This is a genomic window from Nonomuraea sp. NPDC005730 (genome assembly GCF_040630865.1).
GTDB lineage: Bacteria > Actinomycetota > Actinomycetes > Streptosporangiales > Streptosporangiaceae > Nonomuraea.
Map to the genome: position 1 here is coordinate 123,995 of NZ_JBEXYK010000019.1, position 15,523 is coordinate 139,517.

General features: G+C 70.0%; 14 protein-coding genes, 1 rRNA gene and 1 pseudogene. 6 read left to right on the forward strand and 10 right to left on the reverse strand.

From position 1 onward, the window contains the following. Window positions 1–2 precede the first annotated feature (2 nt). The 4 genes from recN to ABZ444_RS23290 form a co-directional block, all read right to left on the reverse strand. Complete coding sequence (gene recN / locus ABZ444_RS23275; RefSeq protein WP_358000346.1) at window positions 3–1,712, reverse strand: DNA repair protein RecN; 1,710 nt, start codon at window positions 1,710–1,712, stop codon at window positions 3–5. Window positions 1,713–1,806: 94 nt separating this feature from the next. Then, window positions 1,807–2,709, reverse strand: a complete 903-nt coding sequence (locus ABZ444_RS23280) for an NAD kinase (protein ID WP_358000349.1) — start codon at window positions 2,707–2,709, stop codon at window positions 1,807–1,809. After that, window positions 2,706–3,518: a TlyA family RNA methyltransferase gene (locus ABZ444_RS23285; protein ID WP_358000352.1), complete on the reverse strand. Its 813-nt coding sequence runs from the start codon at window positions 3,516–3,518 to the stop codon at window positions 2,706–2,708. Before ABZ444_RS23285 ends, ABZ444_RS23280 begins: the two co-directional genes overlap by 4 nt. Continuing rightward, window positions 3,515–3,688, reverse strand: coding sequence for a hypothetical protein (locus ABZ444_RS23290; protein ID WP_352326208.1), 174 nt, complete (start codon window positions 3,686–3,688; stop codon window positions 3,515–3,517). Before ABZ444_RS23290 ends, ABZ444_RS23285 begins: the two co-directional genes overlap by 4 nt. Before the next feature lie 127 nt (window positions 3,689–3,815). Between ABZ444_RS23290 and ABZ444_RS23295 the strand changes: the two genes are divergently transcribed. Then, complete coding sequence (locus ABZ444_RS23295; RefSeq protein WP_357983467.1) at window positions 3,816–4,163, forward strand: SCP2 sterol-binding domain-containing protein; 348 nt, start codon at window positions 3,816–3,818, stop codon at window positions 4,161–4,163. Window positions 4,164–4,497: 334 nt separating this feature from the next. On the opposite strand, the gene ABZ444_RS23300 is transcribed toward ABZ444_RS23295, so the two are convergent. Beyond that, window positions 4,498–5,469: an HAD-IIA family hydrolase gene (locus ABZ444_RS23300; RefSeq protein ID WP_358000355.1), complete on the reverse strand. Its 972-nt coding sequence runs from the start codon at window positions 5,467–5,469 to the stop codon at window positions 4,498–4,500. A 121-nt stretch (window positions 5,470–5,590) separates the two neighbouring features. On the opposite strand from ABZ444_RS23300, the gene ABZ444_RS23305 reads away from it, so the two are divergent. Next, complete coding sequence (locus tag ABZ444_RS23305) at window positions 5,591–6,028, forward strand: TipAS antibiotic-recognition domain-containing protein (RefSeq protein ID WP_358000358.1); 438 nt, start codon at window positions 5,591–5,593, stop codon at window positions 6,026–6,028. 557 nt (window positions 6,029–6,585) lie between these two features. Then, a pseudogene (locus tag ABZ444_RS23310) lies at window positions 6,586–7,418 on the forward strand (IS5 family transposase). A gap of 28 nt (window positions 7,419–7,446) precedes the next feature. On the opposite strand, the gene ABZ444_RS23315 reads toward ABZ444_RS23310, so the two are convergent. Further along, on the reverse strand, window positions 7,447–7,962 hold the full coding sequence (locus tag ABZ444_RS23315; RefSeq protein ID WP_358000361.1) for a hypothetical protein: 516 nt from the start codon (window positions 7,960–7,962) through the stop codon (window positions 7,447–7,449). A 163-nt stretch (window positions 7,963–8,125) separates the two neighbouring features. After that, entirely contained in the window at window positions 8,126–8,551 is a 426-nt protein-coding gene (locus ABZ444_RS23320; RefSeq protein WP_358000364.1) for a tetratricopeptide repeat protein, read from the reverse strand. A gap of 123 nt (window positions 8,552–8,674) precedes the next feature. Here ABZ444_RS23320 and ABZ444_RS23325 point away from each other — a divergent pair, with 123 nt between their 5' ends. Further along, a complete protein-coding gene (locus tag ABZ444_RS23325) occupies window positions 8,675–10,312 on the forward strand; it encodes a DUF1015 domain-containing protein (protein ID WP_358000367.1) in 1,638 nt (545 codons plus the stop codon). A gap of 170 nt (window positions 10,313–10,482) precedes the next feature. Here the strand turns inward: ABZ444_RS23325 and ABZ444_RS23330 are convergent, their stop codons facing one another. Continuing rightward, entirely contained in the window at window positions 10,483–10,875 is a 393-nt protein-coding gene (locus ABZ444_RS23330) for a single-stranded DNA-binding protein (RefSeq protein WP_358000369.1), read from the reverse strand. A 110-nt stretch (window positions 10,876–10,985) separates the two neighbouring features. On the opposite strand from ABZ444_RS23330, the gene ABZ444_RS23335 reads away from it, so the two are divergent. Further along, the gene (locus ABZ444_RS23335; RefSeq protein ID WP_357983482.1) at window positions 10,986–11,912 is read left to right on the forward strand and encodes an MBL fold metallo-hydrolase; all 927 of its coding nucleotides are present in this window, start codon (window positions 10,986–10,988) and stop codon (window positions 11,910–11,912) included. Window positions 11,913–11,992: 80 nt separating this feature from the next. Here ABZ444_RS23335 and ABZ444_RS23340 read toward each other — a convergent pair whose 3' ends face one another. Next, window positions 11,993–13,021, reverse strand: a complete 1,029-nt coding sequence (locus ABZ444_RS23340) for a hypothetical protein (RefSeq protein WP_358000372.1) — start codon at window positions 13,019–13,021, stop codon at window positions 11,993–11,995. Here ABZ444_RS23340 and ABZ444_RS23345 point away from each other — a divergent pair. Beyond that, window positions 12,965–14,392, forward strand: coding sequence for a hypothetical protein (locus ABZ444_RS23345; RefSeq protein WP_358000375.1), 1,428 nt, complete (start codon window positions 12,965–12,967; stop codon window positions 14,390–14,392). The genes ABZ444_RS23340 and ABZ444_RS23345 overlap by 57 nt on opposite strands. Window positions 14,393–15,435: 1,043 nt before the next feature. Here ABZ444_RS23345 and rrf read toward each other — a convergent pair. Continuing rightward, a 5S ribosomal RNA gene (gene rrf / locus ABZ444_RS23350) occupies window positions 15,436–15,523 on the reverse strand; the annotation flags it as partial.

A 15,523-nucleotide genomic window follows, 5' to 3' on the forward strand; every position in this document is an offset into this window, starting at 1 on the left:
AATCACCTGTCGGCCGCTGCGAGCCCCAGCAGCTCCTCCGCGTGTGCCCGGCCCAGTTCGGAGTCCTCCAGACCGGCCAGCATGCGCGACAGTTCGCGGACGCGCCCCTCGTGGTTGAGCGTGACGACACCGCTGCGCACGACGCTGCCGTCGCTGGCCTTCTCGACGACCAGATGCTGGTCGGCGAAGGCCGCCACCTGCGGGAGGTGGGTGACGACGATCACCTGCGCGGTGCGCGCGAGCCGGGCCAGCCGGCGCCCGATCTCGACCGCGGCCTTGCCGCCGACCCCCGCGTCGACCTCGTCGAACACGAACGTCGGCACCGGGTCGGCACCGGCGAACACGACCTCGATGGCGAGCATGACGCGGCTCAGCTCACCGCCGGAGGCGCCCTTGTTGAGCGGCAGCGGCGGCGCGGCCGGATGGGCGGACATCCGCAGCTCCACCTCGTCGACGCCCTCCGGGCCGAACTCGGCGCTCTGGGTGAGCTGCACCACGACCCGGGCGTGGGGCATGGCCAGCGCGGTCAGCTCTTCGGTCACGGCCTGGCCGAACCGCTCGGCGGCGGCCTCGCGCACCTTGGTGAGCTCGGCGGCCAGGGTGGTGAGTCTGGTGGTGAGCTCCTCGTGCTCGCGGGTGAGCTCCTCGATGCGCTCGTCGTCGCCTTCGAGCTCGCCCAGGCGGGCCGCCGCCTGCTGGGCCCAGGTCAGCACCCCTGCGCTGTCCTCGGCGTATTTCCTGATCAGGCTGCCCAGCACGGATCTGCGCTCCTGCACGGCTCCGAGGCGGGCGGGGTCGGCCTCGATGGACTCGGCGTAGGCGGCCAGGTCGGTGGCGACGTCGGAGATCAGGTATCCGGCCTCGGCGAGCCGGTCGGCCACGCCGGCGAGCTGGGGGTCGTAGTCGCGCACGGCCTCGACGGCCGCGCGGGCCTCCCCGAGCAGCGAGATCACGTCACGGGCGCCGCCGCCGGCCTCCATCGGGTCGCCGAGCAGCGCGGTGTGGGACGTGGTGGCGGCGCTGCGCAGCGCGTCGGCGTGCGAGAGGCGCTCCTCCTCCTCGCGCAGGTCGGCGTCCTCGCCCGGCTTGGGGTCGACCTTCTCGATCTCCTCCAGGCCGAACCGCAGCCGGTCGGCCTCATGGGCACGCTCCCTGGCCTGGGTGGTCAGCTCGTCGAGCAGCGCCCCGACCTGCTTGTGCCGCTTGTATGCCTGCGAATACGCCCGCAACGGCTTGACCAGCTCGTTCCCCGCGTAACGGTCGAGCGCGGCGCGCTGCCTGGCGGCCTGCAGCAGCCGCTGCTGGTCCATCTGCCCGTGCACCGCCACCAGGTCGTCGGCCAGGTACGTCAGCGTGCCGACGGGCACCGTACGGCCCCCGAGCCAGGCCCTGGAGCGGCCCTCGGCCGAGACGGTGCGCGAGATGATCAACTCGCCGTCCTCGACCTGACCGCCGAGGTCCTCGACCTGCTGGGCGACCCGGCCGCCGGACTCGACGACGAGCGTGCCTTCCACGGTCGCCTTGTCGGCCCCCGGACGGATGCGCGAGGGATCGGCACGGCCGCCGAACAGCAGCCCGAGCCCCGTGACGACCATCGTCTTGCCCGCGCCGGTCTCGCCGGTGACCACGTTGAAGCCCGGCGAAAGCTCGAGTACGGCCTCGTCGATGACGCCGAGCCCCTGGATGCGGACCTCCTCGACCCTTGGTCGCACTGCCCACTCCCGTCACTGCCGTGCCTGATGGCCGGTCGATTGTCTCCGGACATCTGTTGCCCATGGGATCCTACGCGTTCTGCCCTCCATTCATTCAGGGTCGCACTCTCCCGCGCCATCCCTGAACCGGTAGTTCGAACTTGGCGACCAGCCTGTCGGTGAAGGGCGCGCCGGTGTTCTCGACCCCGTGCAGACGGGCCAGGCGCACCGGCTCGGCGCCCCTGCGCACCTCCACACGCGACCCGGAGGGCAGCTCGAAACGGCGGCGGCCGTCGCACCACAGAACCCCGCCCGGAGTGTCCGGCAGGATCTCCACGGCCATCGTGGACCGGGGCGAGACCACCAGCGGACGCGCGAACAGCGCGTGGGCGCTGATCGGCACCAGCAGCAGCGCCTCCACCTCCGGCCAGACCACCGGCCCGCCGGCCGAGAAGGCATACGCCGTCGAACCCGTAGGAGTGGCACATATCACGCCGTCGCAGCCCCAGCGGGACAGCGGCCGCCCGTCGATCTCGGCGACCACCTCCAGCATGCGTTCCTGCTTCTCCACGGTGACCTCGTTGAGCGCCCATGTGTCGGCGATCACCCGGCCGTTCTGCCTGGCCAGGACGTCGATCGTCATGCGTTCCTCGACGTCGTAGCGCCCGGCGACCACGCTGTCGACCGCGGAGGCCAGGTCGGCGACCTCCGCCTCGGCCAGGAACCCGACGTGCCCGAGGTTGACCCCGAGCAGCGGCGTGCCGGCGGGCTTGGCCAGCTCGGCCGAGCGCAGCAGCGAGCCGTCGCCGCCGAGCACGATCATCACCTCGGCGTCCTTGGCCGAGCCGGGGTCGTCGCTGGGGACGACCTCCACCCCGCCACAGCCGATGTCACGTGCCTCGGTGTCCAGGACGCGTACGTTGATGCCCGCCCCGACCAGCCGGTTGATGACCAGGCGGGCGCTCTCGACGGCGGCGTCCCGCCCGGTGTGGACGGCGACCAGCACGGTCCGGTTCATTGCGGCCCTTCCGCGACGGCACGCTGGATCTCGGCATCGAGCTCGGCGACGGGCGGCTCACCCTCTCCTTTGCCCAGCCACAGCAGGTATTCGACATTTCCGGAAGGGCCGGGCAGCGGGCTCGCGGTCACGCCCCGCACGCTCAGCCCCAGCTCCTGCGCCTTGGCCGCGGCCTCGCGCACCGACCTGGCCCGCAGCTCGGGGTCGCGCACCACGCCGCCCGCGCCCACGAGCTCCTTGCCCACCTCGAACTGCGGCTTGACCAGCATGACGAAGTCGGCCCGCGGCGCGGCGACCTGCGCCAGCGCGGGCAGCACGAGCCGCAGCGAGATGAACGACAGGTCGCCCACGACCAGCGTGGGCGGCTCGCCGACCATCTCGGGGGTCAGGTCGCGCACGTTGACGCGTTCCATCACGGTCACCCGCTCGTCGGTGCGCAGCGACCAGGCGAGCTGACCGTAGCCGACGTCGACGGCGAGCACGTGGGCCGCGCCGTGGCGCAGCAGCACGTCGGTGAAGCCTCCCGTGGAGGCTCCCGCGTCGAGGCACCTGCGCCCCTCCACCGACAGGCTCTTGAACGCCTCCAGCGCCCCGAGCAGTTTGTGCGCTCCCCGCGAAACGTAGTCGGGCCCGTCGGCCGACTCGGCGACGACGATGGCCGAAGCGGTGTCGACCTGGGTCGCGGGTTTGCTCGCCTGCTGGCCGCCCACGCTGACCCGCCCGGCCTCGATGAGCTGGGCGGCCTGCTCTCGCGACCTGGCCAGCCCGCGGCGCACCAGCTCGCTGTCGAGACGGATCCGCCGGCTCACCGCTCGCCCAGCGCTTCGTCGCCCGCACCCGCGAGAGTGGACTCCAGCCCGGCGAACGCCTCCTCGAACACCGCCACGTGCTCGTTCACCGGCAGCTCGCCCACACGACCGAGACCGGCCACGATGGCGTCGACCCGCTCGTCACCGGTCTCCTCCGGCAGCTCACTCATGACTCGACCGTAACGCCTCGGGCGAGCGCCCGGGACCTTGGCAGGCGTGTCACGCGTTGAAGCTCATACGGGGGTGCTAGTGATGTGGAACGCTACCGACCGCAAAGGGAAAGAAAGGATGCCCAACATGGCAAGCGTCGAGGAGTGCCGGGCGGCACTGGCCAGGCTCGTCGCCCAGTTCGACGAGATCGGCGCGGAGGATCGTGCCAAACACGTGGTCGAGCGCACGGTCAGCGCCCGGGTGTCCGACCTCGACGTGATCTTCTACGGGCGGCTGCACCACGGGGGGCTCGACCCGTTCACCGAGGACCCGCCGGCGGGCGGCAAACCGGCCGACGTGAAGATCACCATCGCGAGCGACGACCTGGTCGCGCTGGTCGACGGCGAACTGGACCTGGCCCGTGCGCTGCTCGGAGGGCGGGTGAAGATCGACGCGAGCTTCGGCGACCTGCTGCGCCTGCGCAAGCTGATCTGATCGGTTCTCCAGGCGACTGTTCAATGCGGGTGCTGAGTCTTACGCAGCTGCTCAGCGCGTGTGTTCACTGTCAGGCAACTACTCGGCGCGTGCGTTAACTGTTAGGCGACAAGCGAACAGCGAACCTGCCCCTCGACCCCCGACCGACTGAGCCGCCCTCCGGCGGCCACGTCACCCCTCTCTGGTGCTTTTCCCGACAAGCCCACACCTCCGCGATCACGACACTGCCCCTGCACCACGCGTGTACGAGTCCGGGTTTTGGACCGTGGAAGAAGGACGCCGCCACGACGGGGAAGGCAAGGTCGAGGCGGCACCTCCGCCCGTGCCGCACGCCTCATCCCACGCGCTTCAGGACGTCCTTGACCGCGTCCTCCCCGATCTGCCCGTCGCCCGCGGCCGTCCAGGCGGCGTCGCAGGCCGCGCGCAGGCCGTCGATCCGGCTGCCGTCGCCTTCGAGGTGCAGCGCCCCGTCGCGCCACTCGGCCCGCCATCCCCCGCAGGTGCCCTCCCGCACGTCGGGATAGGGCTGGACCAGCGCGCCGAGGTCCTCGGCCAGGTACGTGGGCCGGTGCCGCGGCGCAGCGGTCAGCACGTCGAGCGGCGTGGCCACCCCGGTGAACACCAGCAGGCTCTCCACCCCCGCGTTGGAGGCCCCTTCGATGTCGGTGTCCAGCCGATCCCCCACGACCAGCGGCCGCCGAGCGCCCGTACGGATCATCGACTCCCGATGCAACGGCGGATCCGGCTTACCGGCGTACACCGGTTCGACCCCGGTGGCGGCGGCGATGACCCGGACCATCGCCCCGTTCCCCGGCAGTTCGCCCCGCCCGGTCGGCATGGTGCTGTCCCCGTTGGAGGCCACGAACAGCGCGCCCTGCCGTACGGCCAACGCCCCCTCCGACAGCAGGGCGTACGACAAACCAGGAGCGATCCCCTGAACCACCGCCGCGGGCGACTCGGTGGCGACGGACACCGGCCTGAGCCCATGAGCACGTACGGCCACCCGCAGCCCCGACCCGCCCACGACCAGCACCGCGGCGCCCGGAGCCACCCGCTCGGCGACCAGTCGCGCGGCCGCCTGCGCCGAGGTCACGACATCGGCCGCCGTCGCCGGGACGCCGAGTTCCCGCAGGTGGGCGGCGATGGCGGCAGGCGTCCGGGAGGCGTTGTTGGTCACGTAGGCGAGCCGGACCCCCTTGCCCTGCGCCTCCTCCAGCGCCTGCCTCGCCCCGGGTACCGCGTGCTGCCCGAGGTAGACCACACCGTCGAGGTCGAGCAGCAGGGTGTCATAGCCGTCAATCAGCACAGCGCCTCTTCCCGTTTGACTCTCACGCCGCGTGAGACTTTAGCGTCGCCTTCGTACCCCGCCACAGGAAGCCCTCTCCTCGTGGCTCGGGCAGCCCGTACCCGACACCGGAAGGACGACCATGTCCCGCGAGCCGGACCCCACGCCCCAGGAACGCGCAGAACTCCTCGACGCCCCCACCCATGACGCATACGCGGCGGAGGCCGAGGAACGCTGGGGCGACACGCATGCCTGGGCCGAAAGCGCACGCCGCACCTCGTCGTACACGAAGGAGGACTGGCAGCGGCACGAAGCCGAGGCGGCCGCCCTTTCGGCCCGCCTCGCCGAGGCGATGCACGCCGACGTCCCGGCCGACAGCGGCCTCGCGATGGACCTGGCCGAAGAGCACCGCGCCCACCTCTCCCGCTGGTTCTACGACTGCACGTACGGCATCCACCGCGGCCTCGCCGACCTGTACGTCTCCGACCCCCGCTTCACCGCCACCTTCGACCGCACCTCCCCCGGCCTGGCCGCCTACCTCCGATCCGCCATCCTGGCCAACGCCACCCGCCACGGCTGACCCCCACCATCTGACGGGTCGCATAGACGTGATGCCGCGTGTGTGGAACGTGGCGGCCGGCAAGCCCGGAACTGGGGGCGGCCCCTCAAGGCGCCGTTCTGCCGCGCAAGACCGGACAAGGACCCTCGCGGCAGGCTTCCGCCCATGATGATGGGGGCCAAATGCAGCCACGGCAATGTCCCCGGGCTGCCGTCAGCGTCTGGAGAACGCGCGGACATGGCCGCCCATGCGTGACGGCATGCACGTCTCATCGAGACCCTGGAAGGACCTCAGCAACAACGTCACCCTGATGGGCCGACAAGGGCACGGCATAGTCGCGTGCCGGGCCACGGATACCCGCCCTCCAGCACAGAGCCTCACTAAGCAAGCGATCTGCTGCGACGCGCCCGATCAGCACGACCGGCCGCAAGCAAACACCGCAACTCGGATGGGGAGCGTCCTGGCCATGGCGACTAAGTGGCTGCGCGGATAGGGGCGGTTGGGGAGACTGGTGGCAGAGCGGGTACGAGTCCTGGCGATCATGGAGTGGCGACATTGTGTGATCGTTGGGGAGACTTGTGCCTGTTCTGCCGTCATGGCTGACCGAACCGCTGTGGGAGCAGTTCGCGGCCCTGTCGCCAATGCGGCCGGAGTTCCACCCGGGCCATCCGTTGGGCTGTCATCGCAGGCGTATCGGTGACCGGGTCGTCTTCGACAAGCTGCTGCGTTTCGGCTGCTCCTACGAGGCGATCGCGGATGCGACGTGCTCGGCCACGACGATCCGCAGCCGTCGTGACGAGTGGATACGTCTGGGTGTCTTCGCGCAGTTCAAGCGGATCGCGCTGGAGTCCTACGACCGGATCGTCGGCCTGGTCCTGGACCGGATTGCTGTGGACGGCTGCATCACCAAGGCGCCTGGTGGTGGTGAGGTGGCGGGGCGTTCCCCGGTCGACCGCGGCAAGCAGGGCTTGAAGCGTTCCAGGATGACGGACGGTTACGGCATTCCGCTGGGCCGTTCCTGGCCGGAGCGAACCGTCACGACTCCCCGCTGCTCGCCGCGACCCTGGACCTGCTGGACGACCTCCGACCCCTGCCCGACGACATCACCGTGCACCTGGACGTCGGCTACGACTCCGACAAGACCCGCGCCCTGCTTGCCGAACGTGGCCTGGACGGCCGGATCGCGCACAAGGGCGAGAAGGCACCGGTCCAGGCAATTGACAGGTGGCATGTGGAGCGGACCCATGCCTGGCAGAACGCCTTCCAGCGCCTCGCCCGCTGCCACGAACACCACGCAACGGTCATTAACGCGTTCTTCGATCTCGCCGACACCGTCATCACCGTACGCAGCCTGACCCGCCGGGCCTGGACAACCCACCGCTGGGACAACCGACCCAACCGCCACCCGTGAACACACGCCCGATGGCGCGTCGAGCGGTTCATTGCTCGTCGTCGAGGCCCTCAACGTCGACAGGCTGCCTTCCGTTGAACGTCACGAGGATTCCGTAGGGGTCCGCCAGCCGGAGCCTGCTCTCCGTGAAACGGATTGCCCAGGTTTGGTCGGCCCACACGGTTGCTTCGGGAACTGCCAGTGGCAACTCCGGAAGGTCGAGCCAGCTCAGTTCCTCAGTTGTGAGCTCGAAGTGCGATTCCCGGAGTCGGGTGCGGCAGTACTCCAAAGCTTGGTCGACGAAGACATCGAAGTGGCTCACGACGTCGTGAGCGAAATGGAGGGTGGCCTCTTCTGGCGGGGCGGCCGGCTCGATCACCAGACTCATCCCGGTCTCGACCGCGCCTGTCGGCTCCGGGAAGTAACCGGTCCAGCAGGCCAGCGATGAAGGGCTCTCCATCCTTCTCAACACAACCCCGGCGATACGCACGGTCGCGGGCAGTTTCGCGTCAACGCCAGGCTCTTCAGCGCCCGAGCCTCTCGTGGGTGCGCCGTTGCCGGTCATTGGCTCAGCATAGGTCAAGCCTGGTCACGATGATGATCGACAGCCGAGGCACGTAGCCACTTGTGCCCTCCGACCCAAGCCCTATTCGCGCGGTCTGTAAGTGGACAGGCCGCGCGGGGTCCCTGTGCCGGGCGTTTCATCCGCTCTGGGCGGCGTCAGTCCCCTACATCTCTCGCCGAGCCCTCAACGTCGCCCGCACGCTCTTCAAGGCCGACACGTAATGCCGCTCGTCCGGCCGCATGGCCACCGCAATGGCCAGCGGCTCCTGAGCCCCTTCCAGATCCCCCGTACGCCACAACGACAAGCCCAGCCCGAAGTACGCATAATCCTCAGCCGGGTTCGCATCCACGATCTGCCGGAAGCTGGCCGCGGCCTCCGCGTACTGACGGGAGTTGAACTGCGCCCGAGCCAGCGCCTCAAGGATGCTCCGTGACTGCGGCTCGGCAGCGGCAGCCCGCTCCAGCAGCGCCGCGGCAGCCGCCGGACTCCCCTCCTTCAGCAACTTCACACCACGCTGATACCAGTCGTAGACACCGCCCCCAGGAATGCCGCCCAAGGACTCATCGTGACCATTTCCGCCCTGAACCATGCGTGAGGACTCCTTCATCGCTGGACGACGAACCTCGCTCCCGCTCCGCCGCGTAAGGGGCGCGACAGCAAACGATTGGGGCAACTCCTGGTAGGCGCAAGCATTTATGGGAGCATGCCCGGTATGGGGACTCCTGAACTGCCGGTGCCGGACGGACTGGTGCTACGGCCCTTCCGAGGCGTACGTTTCGATGTCGAAGATCCCGCCAAGGTGACCTCCCCACCGTACGACCTGATCAGCGATGCGGACGTCGAAGCCCTCCTTGCCTCCCACCCGAACAACGTCGTCCGGCTCATCCTTCCCTGCAACCCCGAAGCGACACCCGCCACCGAACACGGCACCCCTCCTGGCCCGGCCGCAACCTCGTCCAGACTCCGCCACCGGACCGAGGTGCCGCTGGAAGCCCGTTATTCCGAGGCCAGGGACACCTTGAGGGCCTGGCTGGACGCCGGCGTCCTCGTGGCCGACGACACCCCCGCCCTGTACGTGTACGAGCAGAGCGGCCCGCACGTCCTCCAGCGCGGCCTGATCGGCGACGTCGGCCTGATCGACCCCGCCGAACGTGTCATCCTCCCCCACGAGGACGTCATGCCCGGCCCCATCGCCGACCGGCTGGCCCTCATGAGCACCACCGAGGCCAACCTCGAACCCATCTTCCTGCTCTACAACGGCGACCACGGCAGGGCCACCCGCCTGGTGGACGAGGTAGCCGCCAAACGGCCGCCCCTCGTCACGGCCGGAACCGAGGACGGCCTCACCCACCGGCTGTGGGCGATCACCGACCAGGACGAGATCGACGCCATCAACGCCGACCTGCGCAACCGTCAGGCCCTGATCGCCGACGGCCACCACCGGTACGCCACCTACCGCGTCCTCCAGCGTCAGGAGCACGCCGCCCGCCAAGCCCTGCGGGACGGAACCCACCAGGCCACGCCCCACGACCTGTCACAAGAAGCCCTCCGGCCCACAATTCCCCAAGCCTCTCAGCACGTCTCCCTCAACGCGCCCCTGAGCATGCCCACCCAGAACTCCCAGGGCACACCTCAGCTGTCACCCGCCCCCTCCGCCACGCCGGACCACCCCGGACACCCCTCCCCCAGCCCAGTCACCTCGTTCCGGCACGAGCTGACCGATCACCTGGCCCATCCGTCAGCGGAACCGGCCTCCGCCCCGGCCGAACCCCGGCAGGCGCTGGGCCCATGGGACTTCGGGCTGGCCCTGATCGTCGACTCCACCGCCTACCCACCCGACCTCAAGGCCATCCACCGCGTCATCCCCGGTCTCCCCTTGACCGAGGCCGCCGCCAGGGCCAGGGGCGCCTGGCAGGTGCACGACTACGACGACCTGGCGCAGGGCCTGGCGGCGCTGCAGGACGCGGCCGAGCCCGCCTTCCTGCTCGCCGGTGAGGGCGGCACCCATCTGCTCACCGACCCCGACCCGGTGCAGCTCAACCTGGCGATGCCGGACCACCATTCGGACCGCTGGAACTCGCTGAACACCTCCATCCTCACCGAGTTCATCCTGCCCAAGGTGTGGGGCATGGAGGACGACGAGCGGGCCGTACGCATCGTCCACCACGACACCGAGGCGGCGTTGCGGCTCGCGATCCAGACGGGCGGCACAGCCGTCATCCTCAAGCCGCTCATGGTCCACGACGTGCTGGCGGTCGCCGCGGGCGGCGAACGAGTGCCCCGCAAGTCCACCTCCTTCGGCCCCAAACCGCGTACCGGCCTGGTCCTGCGCACGTTCGCCATCGACTGACGCCGCCCCTGCCGCGTAGCCGCGCCTCCCCTGCTCCCCCTAATCCCGATCCAGCAAAGCCCCGAACCCAGCATCAGGCGTGGCCACCGGCCAACGGGAAGGCAGACCCATGCCCCCCTGCCCAGATCGAAGCGCCCCTTCGAGGCGGCACCTCGCCATCGCCGACAAGGTCACCCCGCCCCGGCCAACTGAGCCACCTGCCGCGGCCCCCGGCTCGGAACCACCTCCTCAGCCGGCTCAGGAACCATCTCCTCGACAGGTTCGACGGCGCTGACCTCCACCTCGTACCGCCAGATCTTGGCGGCGGCCGGGCCGAAGACCCGGCAACGGAACGCGCCCGTCACCTCGATGAAGTCCCGCGGTTTGAGACCCCGTACGATCTCCGCCACCCCGGGGTCGAACGTGACGCACGGGATGCTGTCGGTGAGAGCCGGGCCTCGCCGGTGCCTGCGCCGGCGGCGTACGATGACGCGCCATTTCGTGGCCATGTCGCCGCTCGGCATCGCGTATTCCTCGACCGCGGCCGACAGCCGCCCCACCAGCACGACCTCGTTCCGATCCATTGTCGTCCTCCCGTTTGTGTTCCGGAGGAGATCACTCTCTACGATGAAGGGAAGCCCGGATCGATACGAACGTCGTTCTGGGGATGACGGATGTACGCGCGGGAGTGCCTGTGGACAACATCACCGCACTAGGCGGCGACGTCTATGAGATCGACACCAAGATGGCCGGATACGCGGGCATCACCGCCGGCTACCTGATCCTGGGAGATCGGCCGTGCCTGGTGGAGACGGGCACCTCGACCTCGTCCCCCGTGGTGCGCGACGCGCTCGCCTCGCTCGGCGTCGGCCCGGACGACCTGGCCACGGTGGTGGTGACCCATATCCACCTGGACCACGCGGGCGGTGTGGGGGACATCGCGAGGTTCTTCCCGTCCGCGCAGGTGGTGGTACACGAGAAGGGCGCGCGCCATCTGGCCGATCCGTCGCGTCTGATGGCCAGCGCCCGGATGGTCTGGGGTGACCAGCTCGACACCCTCTTCGGCGAACTGTCCCCCACCGAGGCCGAGCGCATCGTCGCCCTGGGCGACACCGGGGCCATCGACCTGGGCAACGGCCGCACGCTGAGCAGCCACTACTCGCCCGGCCACGCCAAGCACCACGTCGGCCTGATCGACTCCGCCACCGGAGACCTCTACGTCGGGGACGCCGCGGGCGTATACCTGCCCCAGACCGGCGACCTGCGCCCCGCCACGCCGCCGCCGGACTTCGACCTTCAGACGGCCCTCGACTCGATCGCCCTGTTCCAGGCACTTGGTCCGCAGCGGTTGCTGTTCAGCCATTACGGACCGGTCGGCGCCGTCCAGGAGACTCTTGAGCGATCCGCCGAAGAGCTCCAGGTCTGGGTGGATCTCACCCGCCAGGCACACTCCGAGGGCCTCGACCTCGATCACGCGGTCGCCATGGTCCGCGACCGCACCAAGGAGCGCTACACCGCCCTGAAGTCCGACGACGCGACGGCCGAGCAGTTCGAACTTCTGAGCGGCGCCCCGTCGAACGTCGCGGGCATCCTCCACTGGCTCAACCGCGTCGAACGATGACGACCGGCCGGCCACACCCCATGTGACACAAAAGCTCCGCCGTACCCCGAACCATCCGGGGTACGGCGGAGCAGCAACACCTACTCGTCGTTCTTCTTCGGCCGGTCCTGAGCGGATTCGTCCGTCTCGACCTCCAGCACGTCACCGAAGTTCGGCTCGATGAACGCAGGCGTGATCCCCGGCGTCCCGGCCTCCGCCGGCTTCTCTTCCTCGCCACTGTCCGCGGGCTCGCCCGCCTCCGGCTCGACGGCCTCGGCAGCGACGGCGTCCTCCGGCTTGACGGCGTCCTCCGGCTCGACGGCTTCAGAAGGCTCGGCGGATTCGGAAGGCTCGGTCGCTTCCGGCTCCAGGAGGTCGTCCGCCTCGGCCAGGGCCTCGGCGTCTTCTTCCTCCTCCTCGGCCAGCTTGCCCTCGTCGGCGGCGCCGGCGTCGTCGAAGTCGTCCTCGGAGTCGAGGTCCTCCTCGAAGTCCTCCTCGACGTCCTCAATGACGGCTCCGGTGAGCTCGGCGTACCGCTCGGCCGCGTCCGTCTCGCCGTCCTCGTCGAAGGCCATCGCACGCGCGAACCAGTCGGTCGCCGCCTCCTGGTGACCGGCGTCGGCTAGGGCGTCGGCATAGGCGAACGCCAGGCGCGCCGACCACGGCTTGGGCTGCGGGTCGCGCAGCTCGGGCAGGCGCTGGAGGGTGATCACGGCCGCATCCTGCTGGCCGAGGTCACGCCTGGCGCCCGACTCGACGATGGTCAGCTCGATGCGCCCGGCCCGGTCGAGGCGCTCGGCCTCCGGCGAACGTACGAGATCGATGGCCCGCTCCGGACGGCCCAGACCGCGCTCGCAGTCGGCCATGACCGGCAGGTACGCGTCCGACCCGGTCATCCTCCTGGCCGCACGCAGGTCGCTGAGCGCCTCGGAGAAGTGTCCGGCCCGGTAGGCGACGATGCCCGCAGCCTCGCGTACGACACCGATGCGAGCGGCGAACCGGCGCGCCACCTTGGTGTGTTCGTGCGCCTTGTCGGGGTCGTCCTCCTCCAGGGCGCGCTCCGCGGCGACCAGGTGCCTGCCGACCAGGTCAGAGAGGTCACCGGGCAGGGAACGCAGTTCCTCGCGCACTTCCTTGTCGAGCTCTTCCGCGGTGATGTCGGGCGCCACCTCGGGCAGCCTCTCCCGCTGCGGAGCGTCGGAGTCGCGCTCCTCCCGACCGTACCTGGCGCGGGTGCCGCCGCCCGGACGCTCTCCCCGGTCGTCACGCGAGAACGGACGCGACTCACGGTAGCCGCCGCCCTCACGACGAGGCCCGTAGGAGTCGTCGCGGCGCGGGCCACGGTCGTAACCACCCTCGCGACGCGGACCCCGGTCGAAACCCTCACGACGCTGGCCGCCGCCGCGGTCGTCACGGAACCCGCCCTCACGACGCGGACCCCGGTCGAAACCCTCACCACGAGGACCACGGTCAGAGCCTTCCCGGCGCGGGCCCCTGTCACCGAAGCGGTCGTCGCGGCGCTCGCCGTACCCGCCGCCCTCACGGCGCGGACCCCGGTCGAAGCCTTCACGGCGCGGCCCGCGGTCGAAGCCCTCACTGCGCGGACCCCGGTCGGAGCCCTCTCGACGCGGCCCCCGGTCGAAACCCTCACGGCGCGGCCCCTGCTCGAAGCCCTCACGACGCGGGCCACGGTCAAAGCCCTCCCGGCGCGGTCCGCGGTCACCATAGCCGCCGCCTTCACGGCGCGGACCACGGTCGCCATAGCCGCCGCCCTCACGCCGAGGTCCGCGGTCCTGGAAGGGACGACGCTCATCGCCCTCACGGCGCGGCCCCCGGTCCTGGAAGGGACGACGCTCGTCACCCTCACGGCGCGGCCCCCGGTCGAAGCCCTCCCTGCGGGGACCCCGGTCAAACCCCTCCCGGCGCGGTCCGCGGTCACCATAGCCGCCGCCTTCACGGCGCGGACCACGGTCGCCATAGCCGCCGCCCTCACGCCGAGGTCCGCGGTCCTGGAAGGGACGACGCTCATCGCCCTCACGACGCGGCCCCCGGTCCTGGAAGGGACGACGCTCATCGCCCTCACGACGCGGCCCCCGGTCCTGGAAGGGACGGCGGTCATCGCCCTCACGACGCGGCCCGCGATCATCCCGGTCCCGGTAAGGACGACGCTCATCGCCCTCACGACGCGGCCCCCGGTCGAAGCCCTCCCTGCGGGGACCCCGGTCGAAGCCCTCGCGACGCGGACCTCGGTCAGAACCCTCACGGCGCGGCCCGCGATCGCCGTAGCCACCGCCGCCCTCGCGACGCTCGCCGTAGCCGCCGCCTTCACGGCGGTCACCGTAGCCGCCTTCACGGCGGGGCCCGCGGTCGTCCCGGTCGCGGTAGGAGCGGCCCTCGTCCCGGAAACCGCCCTCGCGCCGCGGCGCGCGCTCGTCGCGGGAACCCTCCCCGCCTCGAGGCGCGCTGTCCTCGCGGTTGTACGGCCGCGGCCGGCCCTCTGAACGGAACGGACGATCGCCACCGGAATCACGCCCGCGAGAGCCGTATCCGCCAGTCCTGCCGCCGCCAGAGCGCCTGTCCCCGTGGTCGCCGCGCCCGCGCTGTCCGCCGTCCGATCCGTCATCTCTGTTCACTTCTGGTCCATTTCGTTGGCTCACTCAGCGGACTCACAACGGCGGTCCACCGTGGCTGGTCGCCGCCCGCCCTCGGGCCTTACGCGACGAAGGCCACCCGTGGGGGTGGCCCGCTCCCCCCAGCCTAGCAAGCCCCCGAACGTTCACGAGCCCTCCAGACACCCCACGACCATTCCATCAACGCGCCCACCCGCGATCATTCCGCCTTCGCTCCACCCACAGAAGGACACTGCTTAGAAGGATCGCGGCAGTGATCTCATGGTCGAACCCAAGCAACAGAAGAACAGTAAGTCTCCCCAACTGCATCTGGCCGACGTTCTCATGCAGGTGTAGCCCGGAGGCATCGGAGAAGTCTCTGAACGATGGGTCCTGCGACAAGCACAGCGGTGACGTGCCTGTGGCTTGAGGGTGGCTCCTCACAACTGCTGTGCGCCGGGCGCCCCGAGAGCAGCCTCCGCTGTGATGCGACCGATCAAACGCAAGGGAGCAACATCCAGTCCCACTCCACCGCTCCTTCCAGGGAAAGGCTGCTCGGGGAAGGCGGCTGGACCGTGTGCGCGGAAATAGCTCACCGCCATCACCCATTGCCGTTCGCGAAGCTCATGGGGCTGTCACGCGCGGCCTCAAGTCGTCGGAACGGAAGTCTGCTGGGGTCGATGTACTCATTACCAACAGGGGCCAAGTCGGGCACGGAGAGCACGTCACCCTATGGACGCTTGCAGCGCCCTGCTCCTGAGAGGCAGCTGCGTGTTCGCGAACCGGTTGGCGCGACCCGACTGGCAGCCGCCTATTACACAGACCCGGACTCCCAAGGCTTTGGCGTGCTGCGCGGGCCTTGAAGCTCTTCATCGGGAAGCGCGTACAACGCAAAGAAGCCCCACACGATCCGTGTGGGGCTCCTTTGAAAGATTGTCCGGCGGTGACCTACTCTCCCACACCCTCCCGAGTGCAGTACCATCGGCGCAGAGAAGCTTAACTTCCGGGTTCGGAATGTAACCG